Raw genomic sequence first — 18,469 nt, 5'->3', positions numbered from 1 at the left:
CTGGGATTAGAGCCGAGCCGCGTTGTTGCGTATGAGCGAGGTTGAAGCAATGGGCTGCGCAGCGGAGCCCGTAGGGCGTGGCGAAGCAGGCCATTGCTTATCTAGTTCGGCGGCGAACGCCGCCGGTGTCGCGTAGCCAAGGGATGAGGGCGGTCTCTCTCGGTTGTAGTCTTCCACCCATACGGCGATCTCGACGCGGGCATGGGCCAGGCTGATGAACAGGGTCTCGTTCAGCAGTTCGTCGCGCATGCGGCCGTTGAAGCTCTCCACGTAGCCGTTCTGCATCGGTCTGCCCGGAGCGATGTAATGCCACTCCACGCCAATCTCCTCGCACCATGCCAGCACGGCATTGCTGGTGAGCTCCGTGCCGTTGTCGCTGACGATCATGCCGGGCTTCCCACGCCGTTCGATCAGCGCGGTCAGCTCGCGAACGACGCGGCGACCAGAGATCGACGTGTCCGGCACCGCTGCCAGGCACTCCCTGGTCACGTCAACGACCACGTTGAGCACGCGGAACCGTCTTCCTGACGCCATCTGATCGTGCACGAAGTCGAGGCTCCAGCGCTGGTTCGGCAGGGCAAGCACCGGAGCAGGCGCTCTGGTCCCGACAGCCCGCCGACGACTGCGCCGTCGGCTGACAGCCAGCCCTTCCTCCTGATAGAGCCGCTGGGTCTTCTTGCGATTGATCATCACGCCCTCCCGGCGTAGCAGGATATGCAGGCGGCGATAACCGAACCGCCGACGCTGGTTGGCCAGCTCGCGCAGCTTCTCACGGAGCTGGGCATCATCGTCCTGCGTGGAACGGTAACGCACGCTCTTGCGATCGGCATCTATGACTCGGCACGCCCGCCGTTCGCTCATCCCGTGACAGGTCTGGAGATGAGCCACAGCTTCCCGCTTCGCGGCGGGCGTCAGAACCCTTTTGCCAGGAGATCCTTCAGCGCTGCCTGGTCGAGCATCGAATCGGCCAGCAACCGCTTGAGCTTCGCGTTCTCGCTCTCGAGCGCTCGCAGGCGTCGAGCCTCGGACACCTCCAGCCCGCCGATAATCTGGTCTTCTGAAAACCTCGTTCTCTTCATCTCGTCCGTCCTTCCATCAGGGCCGGACGCTAATCGAGAATGGAGGAAAATCAGGGGTCACGTCAGCGCTCCGCGCCGCGCTTTAACTCGTCATTAGTATTTGACCGTCCCATCCTCGCCTTCTGTCCTCAAAACTAGGGAAGAAAGCGTCCACAAATCTAGGGCTATTGGTCACGTAGGATGAGTCGGTCGCCGAGTTCCTTCACGATCCGACATCGTTTTTGACCTTTCCAAGGCTCGTAATAAGGGTATGCCGAATATCTTTCTTCGAGATTTTGCCGGTGGCAGTGTGCGGCAACTTATCAACGACAACCAGGTGGTCAGGTACGTGCCATTTGGAAGTCTTGCCTTCGTATTGGGCCCTCATGTCATCGTAGCTGAAAGTCGCGCCAGGCTTCAGGACCACCACCAGGGCCGGGCGTTCGTCCCAGCGGCTATCCGGCACAGCGACGATGGCAGCCTCTTTGATCGCGGGATGATCTTGAGCGATGTTTTCGAGCTCGATGGATGATATCCACTCACCCCCAGACTTTATCAAATCCTTGTTGCGATCCACAATCTGTATGAAGCTATCTTTGTCAATGGTCACGACATCGCCGGTATCGAACCAGCCTGGGTGCTGCTCGTGAGTATCTGCGTCCTCGGCGTTGAAATATTGCGCGGCTACCCACGGACCGCGAACGAGCAAGGAGCCGATGCTTTTGCCATCGTGTGTTACCTCATGTCCGTCTTTGTCGGCAACGCGAAATTCCATCCCGAACTGTGGACGCCCTTGCTTGCATTGCAACGCCAAACGATCCGCCTCCGGTAAGGCGAGTTGATGGGGCTTTAGCGCTGCGGAAAGGCCCAAAGGGCTGGTCTCTGTCATTCCCCAGGCTTGGCGCACCTCAACGCCTTTGGACTGGAAACGTTTGATCATGTTGGCTGGTACAGCCGATCCGCCGATTACCACACGCTTTAGAGAGCCAAAACGTCTCCTTCAGCTCACAAAACGTGCCCATCATACCTGTCGAGGGATCGATCATGATCGAGGGCATTCTTGTCGATCATGCAGCGGCAGAGAAAATGCTAAAATGTACGCGGCAGCATCGCCCGTTAGAAGCTGGGGGGCTGGTACTAGGGCTGCGCAAGGGTCTTTACCTTCATGTGACTGAGATCACCCGACCATTGCCATGGGATCGACAAAGTTCGACGCGCTTCCAGCGCTCACCTAAGGGACACAGAATAGCTGCACTAAGGCGGTGGCGTAAATCCGGCGGAAAGATGGACTGGATTGGCGAATGGCACAGCCATCCCGAATTTTCTCTTTCGCCTTCATCCATCGATATACGCAATTGGTATGACATCGTTAGACAGCGCAAAGCAGAGATGATTTTCCCTATCTGCGACGGTCGAGAAACCGCCTTCTACCTTCAGTGTTGGGGTGATCGGGGCAAGGTCTTGCTCCGGCAAGTCGAGAAAGATGCGCTTGGCACTTTTTACCGCACCCCGGCTGCTATCAAGCGTCAGCTGCGCGAAACAGGGAACGAGGCTTATGGGCCAACCGTCGAGTTGCCTTAACCTAACAGGCGAGCGCAACCACACTTTGCCCTGCTTCTGCGAACATCCGATTCGTGCACGAGCATTGGTAGGGCAACCCGCGAGCCGCAATTGAAACCAAACGATCACAACAACCCGAGATCCTGAGCCTAACAGTAGTAACTCCCGCACAAACGGAAGTGCGCAACGACGAAAGATGAATCTCTTTCCTAAGGTTTAGAGCTGGCAACAGAATCTGGGATGAAACGGCAGCATTCCGTGTCGGGCTTGCCAATAGAAGCCAGTCCGCTACCGGCCCTATTCTGTTGAAAAGCTCTGCTTGCAGTAAGGCTAAGTCGCTGATTCAGTGTGCCCCCCGTTAGCGCCTATGGCACAGATTTGAGGTTGTGAAGTAAGGAGGATTTGGGCTTCGTCGTAGTGACGAAGGAACGAAGATGAAGCCAAGATCCTCCAATGCAAAATCGACTGCCGAGCTGGTGATCAAGGATATCCGCCGCAAGACCCGCCGACACTTTTCGGTCGAGGACAAAATCCGCATCGTGCTCGATGGCCTGCGCGGCGATGACTCCATTGCCGAGCTATGTCGCCGCGAAGAGATTGCGCAGAGCCTGTATTAAACCTAGTCCAAGGGGTTCATGGAGGCTAGCAAGCGCAGGCTCGCTGGCGATACGGCACGTACCGCGACCACAGAAGAGGTGAAGGATCTGCGCCGTGAGGCCCGCGATCTGAAGGAGTGCGTGGCCGATCTCACTTTGGAGAGCCGGCTGCTCAAAAAAAGCATCATCGCGGATGGGGACGACGACGCATGAGGTATCCCGCATCAGAGAAGCTGGAGATCATCAGGATCGTGGAGCAGTCGCATCTCCCGGCCAAACGCACGCTGGACCAGCTTAGCGTGGCACGGCGGACCTTCTACCGCTGGTAGGATCGCTTCCTCGAAGGCGGGCCGGAGGCGCTGGCAGACAGGCCATCCACGCCAAGCCGGGTGTGGAACCGTATTGTGCCCGAGCTGCAGGACCAGATCGTCGAGATGGTGCTCGAGCAGACCGAGCTGTCACCGCGTGAGTTGGCCGTCCGCTTCACCGACGAGAAGCGTTACTTCGTGTCCGAAGCTACGGTTTACCGGCTCTTGAAGGCCCATGACCTGATCAGCAGCCCGGCCTACACGGTTATCAAAGCGGCAGAGGCGTTCCATACAAGGACCACACGTCCAAATGAGATGTGGCAGACCGATTTTACCTACTTCAAGATCATCGGTTGGGGTTGGGTCTACCTATCCACCGTGCTCGACGATTACTCGCGCTACATCATTGCCTGGAAGCTCTGCACCACTATGTGTGCCGAGGATGTGACTGACACGCTCGACATGGCGCTGGTCGCTTCAGGCTGCGATCATGCCAATGTGCTACACAGGCCGCGCCTGCTCAGCGACAATGGCCCGAGCTACATCGCCGGAGAACTGGCGGAATACATCGAGGCGAACCAGATGAGCCATGTGCGCGGCGCACCACCGGTAACAGCGTGGGCTGTAGACTGGAGTTCGTTCGACCTGAGGCCGGTCGGATTACGACTTCTTACCAGTCGTCGAAACTTTGAATTTTGCTCAGATTGGAAACCTCATTCAAGTGCGTTTCCAAGTGATGGCGTTCCTCATCCCAAACCGCAAACAGATATTCTGCGCCAGGATTCTCAATGTTGTTTAATTCGAAATCGTACACATCGAGAAACAATTGCTCGTAGTACTTAGAGAGACGATTCTCCATGCTGGTGAATGTCACGTATAGCTGGGCATTCTTCGACCATTTTTTTCTGACGTGGCTATCAACGCGAAGCTCAGCAAACCCTTTCCCGACATACACGCATAACATCGTGTAATTGCCATGGTCGTCGCAGGCGTCATAGTCTACCCACAGGTGATAGAGGCCTGTCTGACCACGGAGGAATTTAAGATAGAGCTTGTACGTTATGTTCCCAATACGGAGTTCGTCGTCGACCGGCAGTTCCGCACAAAATGCGCTCTCGTTCACCAACTCATGGGCAGAAATTGGCTGGCTTAGTTCTAAGAGCGCTATTTGATCGAACGCATCGTACTCTTGATTTTGACACGGGAAATCTTGTTCGATGCACTTTGTCATGATCGGCTCGACCTACTCAATATTGTATGTTCCTTAATAGGCGCCGGTGGCTTCCGAAAGCAGCTCGGTTCTTGCAGCGACGAGCGCTCCCAATACTCGAGGGTATCGGGCCGACTGCTTCGATCCGGCGACCGCGCAAAGGATGCCTTTGACTGCCCCTGTCGATGGCACGTCCGCCTCCAACCAGTCAGCTCCAGACCAATAAGCGGTCACTTCAGGCGGTCCGAAATCCAGGCTTCGACTTCTCTTTCCGACCATGCCACGGAATAGCCTCCGAGCTGTACGGGTTTGGGAAACTTGCCCTCGCTCATCCAACGGTAGATCGTCGAACGGCCAAGCCCGACGCGGTGCTGCACTTCGGGCAAGCGAATAAGCCGCGTCACCCGGCGAGACTCCGTCGCTCCTTTGTCGATCTCTTCACCCACGATGGCCTCTTTCGGCACCGGCGAAGACATCGCCAAGCAGCGCGTCCTTACGTTCGAGCTCATCGATGTGATCGGAAAGCAGGCGGGCGACACGGTGTGCCGTGCCCTTGGCCCAACGCGGCTTCACCTCATGAACCTGGTTGCCTAGGACTCGTTCGAGCGCTGAAGGCAGTTCGCCAGAAAAGTCCTCGAAGAACTGCGCGAGGTCCGATTGCAGCCAGGCAATCGCGTGATCGCCGCTGCTGACGAGGAACAGCAGCAGGTGGGCATGAGGAGCGACGCCGCACGCGGCGAGAACGCGCAAGGCTTCGCCGAGGCTAGCCGAGCGTTCACCGGCAAGGACGCGGCGCAGGGCATCCTTATGGATCTGCGCGTCGCGCGCGATGTCGCAGCGTGCACGGCCGCTGGCTTCGACGGCTGCCAAAAGCAGCCGGGCAAGGTCGGCGCGAACCTGTTGTTCGGCAAAGAGCGCCATGTTGGTCATCGACGAATCCTTATCTCTGGAGGTGATCGAACCACCGGCTAACCGCGAAGGAAGCCTGTAGGAAAACGAAAAGAACAATTAGAGAACATAGAGGAACCACCGAATCGGCTTCCTTCGTTGATTCGCGCGAATTCCGGTCGTGTTCGCGCATATGGCGGCACGCTCCTCGCCAAACTCGGCACAGTTGGCGCTGATCCGCGATCAACCTGCGCGAATCCCAGCCTGCGCACCTCCAGATGTCGCTTTTTGCTTGGGCAGCAGCCCCAAAATCCAGTTCCCGATTTCCTACAGGCGCATGTTCTTTTTATGTTCTCTTTCGATTCGAATCAATGGAGCACAAGTCGAGATGAACTGCCTCAATTGTCTGACCGCGCTAGTGGTCGCCTGTCTGGGGATGATCGCGACCTCCTCACAGCAAGTACGCGCCCAGGATTTCACCTTGTTCGAGCACTCGATCGTTCCGCCGAAGACGGACCAGCAGCCGGCAAGAGAATATCTTCCTGCAATCTACCAGGCCGAGCCAGCAAACGTATCCTACCGGGAAGGCTTGTATATGGCGGCGATAGCCGAGGCTGAACGCCGTTACGGGCTTCCGACCAACCTGCTTCGTGCTCTTATCTGGGCTGAGTCCCGCTTCAATCCGATGGCTGTTAGTCCAGCCGGTGCTGCCGGGCTGGCTCAGCTTATGCCGGCCACGGCGAGAGAACTGGGCGTCCGGAACCGTCATGACCCTCTTGCATCGATCGACGGTGGCGCCAGGTACCTTCGCGATATGTTGGACCGGTTCGACGCAGTCCACCTGGCCTTGGCTGCTTACAATGCTGGTCCAGGTGCCGTCTCCCGATCACGCGGCATTCCCAACAATGGTGAAACGCCGCAATATGTCCGGTCTGTGTTGGGACGTTGGCAAGCAATTGGTACGTACAATTGACGAAACTACCTGATTTCCGGCTATTGTCTGAAATCATGTGCCGGAATGAAGACGGACAACGCCAGTGAATGAGACCCCAGGTGAGCCGTTCGACTTTCGCAAGGCGTTGAAGGCACAGAAGCGCCGGAAGCTGAGAAAGGAGATCGCGTTGGGTTTGGGAGCATTCGCGATCGTATTTGCTGGAGGGATGCTGGCACTCAACTGGCCAGTCCATGATGCCAGCCTTGCTAACGACGATCAGCAGCCTCAGGTTTTATTCCAGCAAGCAAGCTCCCCACAATTCGACATCTGCGGATCCATCCGGCGCACATGCGTCGTGGATGGAGATACTTTCTGGCTTGATGGCGTGAAGATCCGGATTGCCGACATCGACACTCCCGAGATCAGCGAGCCTCGTTGCGACTATGAATACCAACTCGGCATGCGCGCGACGCATCGCCTTGTCGAACTGCTCAATGGCGGACCCTTTGAACTCAGAACCATCGGTAGCAGAGATGAGGATCAGTACGGCCGTAAACTGCGGGTCGTAACGCGCGGCGGCCGCTCGCTCGGCGATCAGCTGGTCAGCGAAGGGCTGGCGCGGACCTGGACCGGGAGACGCGAAGCATGGTGTTGAACCGCGACCAGGAATTGTGGGCCGTCGCTCTCTGGGTCGAAAAGAACCATGGCGAAGAGGGAACCGCGTATATCGCGCAGCAAATCCAGCGGCTATCCAACGAAGGGGACGAGGCAGGCATAGCAACTTGGAAGACTGTTGCTGAGCGCTTCGATCAGCTTGGCTGCCAAAGCTCTACGAACTGAGGCTCGGCACAATGCGGAATTGGCTTAAAGTCTGGGGCATCAGAATTGAATTCGCCTTGCTCGCGTCAGTGTCCCTGATAGGGCTGGTCCTGAGCCTTCAGTCCTGCACTGGCTGAGAAGAAATTCGTTCTTCCGATCATCCCTTCGCAAACTTGCCCATGATGACCTTTCCTCCTGTCCGGAGCTCATCGAGGTAGTCGCTCCACCATTGAGCCATGCGCACGCGCTCGTCCCAATGCTTGCCGCGATGGTAGATGCCACGCACAACATTGCTGTCGCCATGTGCCAGGGCACGCTCGATTGCATCCGGATTCCAAAGTCCCGACTCGTTCAGGAATGTCGATGCTGTCGCACGGAGTCCGTGCGCGGTGACTTCTTCTTTCGAGTATCCCATGCGACGGAATGCGGCATTGAGCGTGTTTTCACTCATCGGACGCTTGGAGCTGCGCGCAGATGGGAAAACATATCCTTCGCGGCCGAGCATCTCGGCCAGGTCAGTGAGATAGCCTCTAACCTGCTTGGAAAGCGGGACGGCATGCGCTCGGCGTGCTTTCATTTTGCCGGCAGGGATCTTCCAGACTCCATCGACGAGGTCGATCTCATGCCATTCGGCGTGCCGGAGTTCGCCGGGGCGCACAAACACATGCGGCGCGATCTGCAAAGCTAACTTCGTCACCATGTAGCCAGTGAAGTCGTCGATTGCGCGCAGCAGCCCGCCTAGCTCGGTGGGCTCGAGGATTGCTGCGTAGTGCTTGGCTCTAGGCGTTACGAGAGCACCCTTCAGCATACTGGTCGGATCGGATTTGCAACGGGTCGTTGCAACACCATAGCGAAACACCCTGCCTGCGAACGACCGGCATTTCTTCGCAGTCTCGTGCTTGCCAGTGGCTTCCATTCGCTTGAGAGGAGCCAGGACTTCGAACGGTTCGATCTCGTTGATGGGTCGGTTCCCGATGGCAGGTGCAAGCTTGTCGAGGAAATAGTTGGCCTTGACGATCGTGCCATCGGCGCGACCATTCTGGACCATCATCTGTTCAATATACTCACGTGCGACGGCCTCGAACGTCTGTGCAGAAAGGAACTCCGCGCGGATTTTCCGCTTCCGCTTCTCAAAAGCCGGGTCGCCCCCTGAAGCAACAGCTCGTCGCGCCTCGTAGGCCGCGTCTCGCGCCTGCTTGAGGCTGATGTCGGGATAGCTGCCGATGCAGAGCTTCTTTTGAGCGCCGCCGATCCGGTATCTGAATCGCCAAAGTTTGCCGCCGGTCGGCGTGACCTCAACATATAGGCCGCGCTCATCGGTTACCTTGTACGGCTTATCCTTGGGCTTGAGTGCGCGGAGGCGAGTATCTGTCAGAGGCATGTGGGGGCCTTTTCATCTGGGCCTTTGCGAAACGGCCTCAAAAGGCCCACAAAAGTGTCTGGAACCCCCGAGAACAGGCGGGACGATCCGGAACGATCCAAGGGCCAAATCCCTAGGATTTCTGCGGGTTTTATAGATTATTTGGGAGAACGTGAGAAGAACAAATGGTGCCCAGAAGAGGACTCGAACCTCCACGACCTTGCGATCGCCAGCACCTGAAGCTGGTGCGTCTACCAATTCCGCCATCTGGGCACGGGGTAGGAGCGGGCGCTTAGCGGCGGGGGTTGGCGCTTGTCAACCGCGCTGCACGGGCGCGGCGCGATTATTTTGCCGAAGCGCGGATTTGCGTCGCCGCCGGCGACACATGCCCTTGCCCCCGCGGGCGCTTCGCGGCATGGGAGCGCGAGCGGCGCCGTGGCGCCGGTGGAGAATCGGATACAGGGCGACGCGATGCGCAACCTCGACGGACAATTGATCACGGTGCTGGGTGGCGGCGGATTCGTCGGCCGCTATGTCGTGCAACGCCTGCTGACGCTGGGCGCGCGGGTGCGCGTCGCGCAGCGCGACCCGCGCGCGGCGGTGTTCCTGAAGCCGCTCGGCGGCCTGGGCCAGACGCAGTTCGTCGCCGCCGACGTGCGCGATGCGGCGAGCGTCGCGCGCGCGGTCCAGGGCAGCGACGCCGTCGTCAACCTCGCCGGCAGCTTCGACGCGATGCACGCGGTGCAGGCGGAGGGCGCCGGCCATGCCGCCGCCGCCGCGAAAGCCGCCGGCGCGCGCGCCTTCGCCCATGTTTCGGCGATCGGCGCCGATCGCGACAGCGCCTCGGCCTATGGCCGCAGCAAGGGCGACGGCGAGGCCGCGGTCCGTGCCGCCTTCCCCGAAGCGACGATTCTGCGCCCGTCGATCGTCTTCGGGCGCGAGGACCGGTTCATCAACCGTTTCGCGGCGCTGATGCGCATGACGCCGGTCGTCCCGGTGATCGCGCCGGCAACGAAGCTCCAGCCCGTCTATGTCGGCGATGTCGCCGATGCGGTGGTCGCGGCGCTCGCCGCGCCGGTCGCTGGCGACCTGTTCGAACTGGGCGGGCCGCAGGTGTTGACGATGGCCGCGCTGCAGCAATGGATCGCCGCCGCGACCGGACGAAAGCGGCTGTTCGTCGAGATGCCCGATGCCGTCGCGGGGGCGCTCGCCGCCGGGCTGGGCTGGCTGCCCGGCGCGCCGATCACCCGCGATCAGTGGCGGATGCTGCAGGTCGACAATGTCGTCGCCCCCGGCGCCGCCGGGCTCGCGCAGCTCGGCATCACGCCCACGTCGCTCGCCGCGGTCGCCGAGGGCTGGCTCGTCCAGTATCGCCGCCACGGCCGCTTTGCCGGGGCCGCGGCGCGTTAACCGCCCGCTCCGGCGCGCCCGGGCGCGCGCTTTTCAAATAGCGGCTGGAAAAATCCGCACGCGCTGCGTAGGTCCGTCAGGGAAAGGGGCGTCCGGCACCGAGCCGGCCGCCCCTTCGCCTATTCGTCTTCGCTTCGCAGGATCGTCCATGCCCCCAGCCGATTTGCCGTTCGCTCCCCCTCCCTCCCCGCTTGCCCCTCCCCCTGGGCGCGCGTCGGCGGGAGAGCGTCGATGAGCCTGTGGCTGACCGCGATCATCCTCGGCATCGTCGAGGGGCTGACCGAATTCCTGCCCGTCTCCTCGACCGGCCACCTGATCCTCGCGACCGAGCTGCTCGGCTATGACGCGGCGCGCTGGGCGGTGTTCAACATCGCGATCCAGCCGGGCGCGATCCTGGCGATCGTCGTCCTCTACCGGCGGCTGTTCCGCGAGATGATCGTCGGCTTCTTCCGGCGCGATCCGGTGGCGATCGCCTTCGTGCGCAACCTGCTGCTCGCCTTCCTGCCCGCGGTCGTCCTGGGGCTCGCGTTCGGCGATTATATCGAGGCGCTGCTCGAAAACGCCGTCGTCGTCGCCTGGGCGCTGGTGATCGGTGGGTTCGCCATCCTGCTCGTCGAGCGGTTCGCGAAACCCGTCGACAGCGGCGGGGTCGCGGCGCTGACGACGCGCCAGTCGATCATCGTCGGCCTTGTCCAGTGCATCGCGATGATCCCCGGGGTCAGCCGCTCGGGCGCGACGATCATGGGCGCGATGGCGCTCGGCATCGACCGCAAGACCGCCGCCGAATTCAGCTTCTTCCTTGCCCTGCCGACGCTGACCGGCGCGACGGTGCTGCAGCTTGCCAAGCATCACGACGCGATCACCCGGAACGACCTGGGCCTGATCGCGCTCGGCGCGTTCGTGTCCTTCATCGTTGCCTGGGCGGTGATCAAAGCCTTCCTCGCCGTCGTGACGCGATACGGATTCGGCCCCTTCGCCTGGTATCGAATCATCGTCGGCGCCGCGGCGCTGGTCTGGCTAGCCCTGAGATAGGTCCGATATTTTACTAATTTTGAAAGATGATTGCGTGAGATAAGCGACTTTCCAGAATCGAGCAGATTTAAGGTCAGTATTACTGCCTTAAATCTGCTTTTCCTGATGACAGCCTTTCGGCGCTCCTGCATCCGCCCTCGCAACGAAGGGAAAAAATGCATGGCTGCCGATCGCATGCTCCAGTTCGTGGGGCACGACCAATCCTATCCCGACAAGCGCTCGCCGGAGGAGCGCGCGCGCGATTTCCGCGAGATCGCCGAGCGCTACGCCGCGCCCGACGCGCGCGAGCAGTCGGCGCGCTGTTCGCAGTGCGGCGTGCCCTATTGCTCGGTGCATTGCCCGCTGCACAACCACATCCCCGAATGGCTGCGCCTGACCGCGGAGGGGCGGCTGCGCGAGGCGTACGAACTGTCGAACGCGACCTCGACTATGCCCGAGATCTGCGGCCGCATCTGCCCGCAGGACCGGTTGTGCGAAGGCAATTGCGTGATCGAGAGCGCGGGTCACGGCGCCGTGACCATCGGCAGCGTCGAGAAATACATCACCGACACCGCCTGGGCCGAGGGCTGGGTCGAGCCGGTCCGCGCGGGCCCGGCGACGGGCCAGTCGGTGGGCATCGTCGGCGCCGGCCCGGCCGGGCTGACCGCCGCCGAATATCTGCGCGTCGTGGGGCACGAGGTGCATGTCTATGACCGCCACGACCGCGCCGGCGGCCTGCTCACCTACGGCATTCCCGGCTTCAAGCTGGAGAAGGAGGTGGTGATGCGCCGCATCGAGCGGCTCGCCGAAAGCGGCATCCACTTCCACGCCGGGTTCGAGGTGGGCCGGGACGCGACGCTCGACGCGCTGCGCCAGCGGCACGACGCGGTGCTGATCGCGACCGGCGTCTACAAGGCGCGCGAGATCGCCGTCCCCGGCAAGGATGCCGAGGGCGTGGTCGCCGCGCTCGACTATCTGATCGCCTCGAACCGCAAGGGGTTCGGCGACGCGGTCCCCGCCTTCGACGACGGGCGGCTGAATGCCGAGGGCAAGCATGTCGTCGTCATCGGCGGCGGCGACACCGCGATGGACTGCGTCCGCACCGCGATCCGCCAGGGCGCGAAGTCGGTCAAATGCCTCTATCGCCGCGACCGGGAGAATATGCCGGGCTCGCAGCGCGAAGTCGCCAATGCCGAGGAGGAAGGCGTCGAGTTCGTGTGGCTGGCGGCGCCCGAGCGCTTCACCGCCGACAAGGCGGTCCGGCAGGTCGCGGCGCAGGGCATGCGTCTCGGCGCCCCCGACGCGAGCGGCCGCCGCAACCCCGAGCCCGATCCGGGCCGCAGCTTCGACCTGCCCGCCGATATGGTGATCAAGGCGCTCGGCTTCGACCCGGAGGAACTGCCGCACCTGTTCGGCGCCCCCGACCTCAGCGTCACGCGCTGGGGCACGCTGCGCGTCGATCACCAGACGATGATGACCAGCCTGCCCGGCGTGTTCGCCGCGGGCGACATCGTGCGCGGCGCCAGTCTGGTCGTCTGGGGCATCCGCGACGGCCGCGACGTCAGCGAACAGATGGCAAAGTGGTTGAAGGTCAAGGCAAAAACCGAAAAGAAGGCGGCATGATCAACAGGAAGGAATCATGACCATGTCGAGCTGGAAATCGCTGGCGCTCGCCGGCACCGTCGCGCTGCTGTCCCCCGCCGCGCCCGCCTGGGCCGAACCCGAGGAAGCGCCGGCGGCAGAGGTCGTCGCCGACGATTCGATGCTGAGAGAAAGCAGCCTTGCCGATGCCAAGACGCGGATGCGCAAGGAAATGGACGAAGCCATCGCGCTCGTCGAAAAGATATTCGCGACCGACACGCTGCCGCCGATCGACCCCGCGCAGCTCGCGCTCGCGCAGCAGACGACCGCCGCGCTGATTCCCGCGGGCAGTCTCGAGCGGATGCTCGACAATCTCTACGGCAAGGTCTTCAAGTCGATCATGGCGCAGGTCGACGGCGCGTCGGACCTGATGATCGGCATCAAGACCGGCGTCGACAGCGACACGATCGCCGCGCTCGACGCGCCGAGCAAGCAGGCGATCGCCGACCTGTTCGACCCCCATCGCAAGCAGCGCGAAGAGCAGGTGACCGCCGTCATCAAGCCGGTGATCAGCGAGGTGCTCGCCGACCTCGAACCGCCGATGCGCGCCGGACTTGCGCGCGCCTATGCCCGCACCTTCGCCGCCGACCAGCTCGGCCAGTTCAACACCTTCTTCGCCACCCCCGCCGGTCAGGCCTATGCCCGCGAATGGATGGCGCTGCAGGCCGATCCGGAGGTGATGCTGGCGATGATCAAGGCCGTCCCGCCGCTGGCCGACAAGGTCATCGACCGCGCGCCGCAGGTCGAGGGTCAGCTCAAGGAGCTGCCGAAGGAACGCGCGCTGGCCGACCTGAGCGATGCCGAACTGCGCAAGCTCGCCAAACTGCTCAAGGTCGACGTCAAGACGCTCAAGGAAACGCGTGATTCGTGGGATGCGCCGGTCGAAACCACCGAAGCCGCGGCCAGCGACGAATGGAGCTATAGCGACGATGCCGTTGACGCGGCCGCCGCAGCCGCGGACGATTACGACGCGGGCCACGACCGCTCCAACTGGTCCGAGGCCGACCGCAAGGCGGTCGAGGAACTGGAAGCGGCAACCCACGAAGCCGAACAGACCGCCGCCGCCAACGCGCGCAAGCGGCTCGGCATGACCGATCCGACCTCATAGTCAGGAACGAAGACATGACCCATTACCCCACCCCCGACCATGCGCGGCTCGCTGAAACCGGCATGTATCGCCCCGACCTCGAATCCGATGCCTGCGGCGTCGGGCTGGTCGCGGCGACCGACGGCAAGCCGTCGCGCCGCGTCGTCGATGCGGCGATCGAGGCGCTGCGCGCGGTGTGGCACCGCGGCGCGGTCGATGCCGACGGCAAGACGGGGGACGGGGCGGGCATCCATGTCGACCTGCCCGAACGCTTCTTCGACGATGCGATCGCGGCGTCGGGGCACAAGGTGCGCCCGAACCGCCTCGCCGTCGGCATGGTCTTCCTGCCGCGCACCGACCTGGGCGCGCAGGAAGCGTGCCGGACGATCGTCGAGGCGGAGATCATCGACGCGGGCTACACCATCTACGGCTGGCGGCAGGTGCCCGTCGACGTGTCGGTGATCGGCGACAAGGCGCAGCGTACGCGCCCGGAGATCGAGCAGATCATGATCGCCGGCCCGCTGCCCGAGGAGCAGTCGCTCGCCGAATTCGAAAAGCAACTCTACCTCGTCCGCCGCCGGATCGAGAAGAAGGTGATCGCGGCGCAGATCCACGATTTCTATATCTGCTCCCTCTCGGGCCGCTCGATCATCTACAAAGGGCTATTCCTGGCCGAGAGTCTGGCCGATTTCTATCCCGACCTGACCAACCGCCTGTTCGAAAGCCGGGTCGCGATCTTCCACCAGCGCTATTCGACCAACACCTTCCCGCAATGGTGGCTGGCCCAGCCCTTCCGCTGCCTCGCGCACAATGGCGAGATCAACACGATCCGCGGCAACCGCAACTGGATGAAGAGCCACGAGATCAAGATGGCGAGCCTCGCCTTCGGCGAGCATTCGGAGGACATCAAGCCGGTGATCCCCGCGGGCGCCAGCGACACCGCGGCGCTCGACGCGGTGTTCGAGACGCTGTGCCGCGCCGGCCGCGACGCGCCGACCGCGAAGCTGATCCTCGTTCCCGAGGCATGGGGGCACGACGACGATATCCCCGACGCGCACAAGGCGATGTACGCCTATCTCGCCAGCGTCACCGAGCCGTGGGACGGCCCCGCCGCGCTGGCGATGACCGACGGCCGCTGGGCGGTGGCGGGGATGGACCGCAACGCGCTGCGCCCGCTGCGCTACACGCTGACCGCCGACAATCTGCTCGTCGTCGGATCGGAAAGCGGCATGGTGCTGCTGCCGGAGGCAAGCATCCGCAAGAAGGGCCGGCTCGGCCCCGGCCAGATGATCGCGGTCGACCTCGACGAAGGGACGCTTTACGAGGATCGCGCGATCAAGGACCGCATCGCCGGTGCGCAGGACTATGCTTCGCGCGTCAAGGGCTTCCGTACCATGGCCGACCTGCCGAAGGGCGGCAAGGCCAGCCTTCCCGCGTGGGACCGCGCCGAACTGCTGCGCCGCCAGGTCGCGGCGGGCCTGACGATGGAGGACATGGAACTGATCCTGTCGCCGATGGTCGAGGATGCCAAGGAAGCGATCGGGTCGATGGGCGACGATACGCCGCTCGCGGTCATCTCGGACAAGCCGCGCCACGTCGCGCAGTTCTTTCGCCAGAATTTCAGCCAGGTCACCAACCCGCCGATCGACTCCCTGCGCGAACGGCATGTGATGAGCCTCAACACCCGCTTCTCCAACCTCGGCAACATCCTCGACGAAAAGGGACAGAGCGCGCACGTCCTCGTCATCGATTCGCCGGTACTCGTCGGCGACGACTGGGATCGGTTGCGCGCCTATTTCGGCGACGCCGTCGCCGACATCGACTGCACCTTCGCCGCCGGCGACGACGCCTCGGCGCTGCGCGACGCGATCGCGCGCATCCGCCGCGAGGCGGAGGACGCGGTGCGCGCCGGGCGCAGCGAGCTGTTCCTGACCGACCAGGCCATCGGCCCCGACCGCGTCGGCGTCGCGATGGTGCTCGCCGCCGCCGCGGTCCACACCCATCTCGTGCGCAAGGGGCTGCGCAGCTACGCCTCGATCAACATCCGCTCGGCCGAGGTGCTCGACACCCACGCCTTCGCGGTGCTGGTCGGCGTCGGCGCAACCACCGTCCACGCCTATCTGGCCGAGGCGAGCATCGCCGATCGCCACGCGCGCGGTCTGTTCGGCGACCTGTCGCTCGACGACTGCCGCGCCCGCTTCCGCAAGGCGATCAACGACGGGCTGCTCAAGATCATGGCGAAGATGGGGATCGCGGTGATCTCCAGCTATCGCGGCGGCTATAATTTCGAGGCGGTCGGCCTGTCGCGCGCGCTCGTCAACGACCTCTTCCCCGGCATGCCGGCAAAGATTTCGGGCGAAGGCTATCAGTCGCTGTTCATCAACGCGACCGACAAGCACGAGGCGGCGTTCGACAATCGCGTCATCGCGCTGCCCGTCGGCGGTTTCTACCGCCAGCGCGCGGGGGGCGAGGCGCACGCCTATTCGGCGCAGCTCATGCACCTGCTCCAGACCGCGGTCGCGACCGACAGCTATTCGACCTATCTGCAATTCTCGCGCGGGGTCGACGATCTGCCGCCCGTCTATCTGCGCGACCTGCTCGAATTCAACTTTCCGCAGCAGGGCGTTCCGCTCGACAGCGTCGAGGCGATCACCGAGATCCGCAAGCGCTTCGTCACCCCCGGCATGTCGCTCGGCGCGCTGTCGCCGGAGGCGCACGAGACGCTGGCGATCGCGATGAACCGCATCGGCGCGAAGGCGGTGTCGGGCGAAGGCGGCGAGGACAGCGCGCGCTATCATCCCTATCCGAATGGCGACAATGCCAACAGCAACATCAAGCAGATCGCCAGCGGCCGTTTCGGCGTCACCGCCGAATATCTGGGCGCCTGCGACGAGATAGAGATCAAGGTCGCGCAGGGCGCCAAGCCCGGCGAGGGCGGCCAGCTTCCAGGCTTCAAGGTCACCGAGTTCATCGCGCGGCTGCGCCATTCGACGCCGGGCGTGATGCTCATATCCCCGCCGCCGCACCACGACATCTATTCGATCGAGGACCTCGCGCAGCTCATCTACGACCTCAAGCAGATCAACCCGCGCGCGCGCGTCTGCGTGAAGCTCGTCAGCTCCGCGGGCATCGGCACCGTCGCGGCGGGCGTCGCCAAGGCGCACGCCGACGTCATTCTCGTCTCGGGCAACACCGGCGGCACCGGCGCCAGTCCGCAGACCAGCATCAAATATGCCGGCACCCCGTGGGAAATGGGGCTGTCGGAGGTCAATCAGGTGCTGACCCTCAACGGGCTGCGCCATCGTATCCGCCTGCGCACCGACGGCGGGCTCAAGACCGGGCGCGACATCGTGATCGCGGCGATCCTCGGCGCCGAGGAGTTCGGCATCGGGACGCTCAGCCTCGTCGCGATGGGCTGCATCATGGTGCGCCAGTGCCATTCGAACACCTGCCCGGTCGGCATCTGCACCCAGGATGAAAAGCTGCGCGCCAAATTCGGCGGCAGCCCCGAAAAGGTCATCAACCTGATGACCTTCATCGCCGAGGAGGTGCGCGAGATTCTCGCCAGGCTCGGCTGCCGCAGCCTCGACGAGGTGATCGGGCGCACCGAACTGCTGCGTCAGGTCAGCCGCGGTGCCGAGCATCTCGACGATCTCGATCTCAATCCGCTGCTGGCCAAGGTCGATGCGCCCGACGAGGAGCGCCGGTCGCAGGGGCCGAACTTCCGCAACCCGGTGCCCGACAGCCTCGACGCGCAGATATTGAGCGACGCGAAGCCGCTGTTCGAGCGCGGCGAACGGATGCAGCTCACCTACAATGTCCGCAACACGCACCGCGCCGTCGGCACCCGTCTGTCGGCAGAGGTCACCGCGCGGTTCGGGATGAACGGGCTGGCCGACGACCATGTCCAGGTGCGTCTGCGCGGCACCGCGGGCCAGTCGCTCGGCGCCTTCCTGTGCAGCGGCATCACGCTCGAGGTGTTCGGCGACGCCAACGACTATGTCGGCAAGGGTCTGTCGGGCGGCCGTATCGTCGTGCGCCCGACGGTGTCGAGCCCGCTGGTCAGCCAGCACAACAGCATCGTCGGCAACACCGTCCTCTATGGCGCGACCGCGGGCACGCTGCTCGCCGCGGGGCAGGCGGGGGAGCGCTTCGCGGTGCGCAACTCGGGCGCGCGCGTCGTGATCGAGGGCTGCGGCGCGAACGGCTGCGAATATATGACCGGCGGCACCGCGGTGATCCTCGGCCCCGTCGGCTCGAACTTCGGCGCCGGCATGACCGGCGGCATGGCCTTCGTCCTCGACGAGGACGGCAGCTTCGAACGCCATGCGAACGGCGAATCGATCCAGTGGCAGCGGCTCGACAGCGCGCATTGGGAGGACGTGCTGAAGGCGCTGATCGCCGAGCATGCCGCGGCGACGGGCAGCCGCTGGTCGGCCGAAATCCTGTCCGACTGGGACCGCCGCCGCGCGCAGTTCTGGCAGGTCTGTCCGAAGGAGATGGTCGCCCGCCTCGCCCACCCGCTCAGCGACGCCGATATCGCGGTCGAAGCGGCGGAGTGACGCGGACGCGGCATGGACGGCGTGC

The 18,469-nt window shown here is 63.0% G+C and carries 14 protein-coding genes, 1 tRNA gene and 2 pseudogenes; 10 read left to right on the top strand and 7 right to left on the bottom strand.

What is annotated here, in order from left to right; translation table 11 throughout:
• Positions 1-6: 6 nt before the first annotated feature.
• The 3 genes and pseudogenes from SGRAN_RS07855 to SGRAN_RS23235 all read right to left on the bottom strand — a co-directional run.
• A protein-coding gene (locus SGRAN_RS07855) for an IS3 family transposase (protein WP_089217183.1) occupies positions 7-1,079 on the bottom strand; the annotation gives its coding sequence in 2 pieces (ribosomal slippage) (positions 7-920 and positions 920-1,079; 1,074 coding nt in all).
• A 202-nt stretch (positions 1,080-1,281) separates the two neighbouring features.
• On the bottom strand, positions 1,282-1,635 hold the full coding sequence (locus SGRAN_RS23240; RefSeq protein WP_269420691.1) for an AMP-binding enzyme: 354 nt from the start codon (positions 1,633-1,635) through the stop codon (positions 1,282-1,284).
• Positions 1,636-1,740: 105 nt separating this feature from the next.
• Positions 1,741-2,040 (bottom strand): annotated as a pseudogene (locus SGRAN_RS23235) (AMP-binding protein); the annotation flags it as partial.
• Positions 2,041-2,102: 62 nt separating this feature from the next.
• Here SGRAN_RS23235 and SGRAN_RS21580 point away from each other — a divergent pair.
• Both SGRAN_RS21580 and SGRAN_RS07835 read left to right on the top strand, forming a co-directional pair.
• Complete coding sequence (locus SGRAN_RS21580; RefSeq protein WP_082737143.1) at positions 2,103-2,639, top strand: Mov34/MPN/PAD-1 family protein; 537 nt, start codon at positions 2,103-2,105, stop codon at positions 2,637-2,639.
• A 413-nt stretch (positions 2,640-3,052) separates the two neighbouring features.
• Positions 3,053-4,128 (top strand): annotated as a pseudogene (locus tag SGRAN_RS07835) (IS3 family transposase); the annotation flags it as partial.
• Positions 4,129-4,962: 834 nt separating this feature from the next.
• Here the strand turns inward: SGRAN_RS07835 and SGRAN_RS07825 are convergent.
• Together SGRAN_RS07825 and SGRAN_RS07820 are read right to left on the bottom strand one after the other, a co-directional pair.
• Positions 4,963-5,178 (bottom strand): helix-turn-helix transcriptional regulator, encoded by a 216-nt coding sequence (locus tag SGRAN_RS07825; RefSeq protein ID WP_063511184.1) that lies wholly within the window; start codon positions 5,176-5,178, stop codon positions 4,963-4,965.
• Entirely contained in the window at positions 5,171-5,662 is a 492-nt protein-coding gene (locus tag SGRAN_RS07820; protein WP_063511185.1) for a hypothetical protein, read from the bottom strand. The genes SGRAN_RS07825 and SGRAN_RS07820 overlap by 8 nt, the downstream gene beginning before the upstream one ends.
• Before the next feature lie 346 nt (positions 5,663-6,008).
• Between SGRAN_RS07820 and SGRAN_RS07815 the strand changes: the two genes are divergently transcribed.
• From SGRAN_RS07815 to SGRAN_RS07805, 3 genes are all read left to right on the top strand, one after another.
• On the top strand, positions 6,009-6,593 hold the full coding sequence (locus SGRAN_RS07815) for a lytic transglycosylase domain-containing protein (RefSeq protein ID WP_067182328.1): 585 nt from the start codon (positions 6,009-6,011) through the stop codon (positions 6,591-6,593).
• A gap of 64 nt (positions 6,594-6,657) precedes the next feature.
• Entirely contained in the window at positions 6,658-7,209 is a 552-nt protein-coding gene (locus SGRAN_RS22940) for a thermonuclease family protein (RefSeq protein WP_233453976.1), read from the top strand.
• Positions 7,200-7,394, top strand: coding sequence for a DUF6961 family protein (locus SGRAN_RS07805; RefSeq protein WP_022673626.1), 195 nt, complete (start codon positions 7,200-7,202; stop codon positions 7,392-7,394). Before SGRAN_RS22940 ends, SGRAN_RS07805 begins: the two co-directional genes overlap by 10 nt.
• Positions 7,395-7,530: 136 nt before the next feature.
• On the opposite strand, the gene SGRAN_RS07800 is transcribed toward SGRAN_RS07805, so the two are convergent.
• The gene (locus tag SGRAN_RS07800) at positions 7,531-8,754 is read right to left on the bottom strand and encodes a tyrosine-type recombinase/integrase (protein ID WP_067182325.1); all 1,224 of its coding nucleotides are present in this window, start codon (positions 8,752-8,754) and stop codon (positions 7,531-7,533) included.
• Between the two features lie 165 nt (positions 8,755-8,919).
• Positions 8,920-9,006 (bottom strand) — tRNA-Leu (locus SGRAN_RS07795).
• Between the two features lie 198 nt (positions 9,007-9,204).
• On the opposite strand from SGRAN_RS07795, the gene SGRAN_RS07790 reads away from it, so the two are divergent.
• The 5 genes from SGRAN_RS07790 (at position 9,205) to gltB (ending at position 18,444) form a co-directional block, all read left to right on the top strand.
• Positions 9,205-10,143, top strand: coding sequence for a complex I NDUFA9 subunit family protein (locus tag SGRAN_RS07790; protein WP_067186974.1), 939 nt, complete (start codon positions 9,205-9,207; stop codon positions 10,141-10,143).
• 231 nt (positions 10,144-10,374) lie between these two features.
• Positions 10,375-11,175: an undecaprenyl-diphosphate phosphatase gene (locus SGRAN_RS07785; RefSeq protein ID WP_067182323.1), complete on the top strand. Its 801-nt coding sequence runs from the start codon at positions 10,375-10,377 to the stop codon at positions 11,173-11,175.
• Positions 11,176-11,334: 159 nt separating this feature from the next.
• A complete protein-coding gene (locus tag SGRAN_RS07780) occupies positions 11,335-12,777 on the top strand; it encodes an NAD(P)-dependent oxidoreductase (RefSeq protein ID WP_067182320.1) in 1,443 nt (480 codons plus the stop codon).
• Between the two features lie 16 nt (positions 12,778-12,793).
• Positions 12,794-13,903 (top strand): DUF2059 domain-containing protein, encoded by a 1,110-nt coding sequence (locus tag SGRAN_RS07775; RefSeq protein ID WP_067182316.1) that lies wholly within the window; start codon positions 12,794-12,796, stop codon positions 13,901-13,903.
• A gap of 14 nt (positions 13,904-13,917) precedes the next feature.
• Entirely contained in the window at positions 13,918-18,444 is a 4,527-nt protein-coding gene (gene gltB, locus SGRAN_RS07770; RefSeq protein WP_067182312.1) for a glutamate synthase large subunit, read from the top strand.
• Positions 18,445-18,469 lie beyond the last annotated feature (25 nt).

Origin of the sequence: Sphingopyxis granuli, from assembly GCF_001559015.1 — a bacterium.
GTDB lineage: Bacteria > Pseudomonadota > Alphaproteobacteria > Sphingomonadales > Sphingomonadaceae > Sphingopyxis > Sphingopyxis granuli.
The sequence above is the reverse complement of the archived record's forward strand: the minus strand, read 5'-3'. Positions and strand labels throughout refer to the sequence as shown.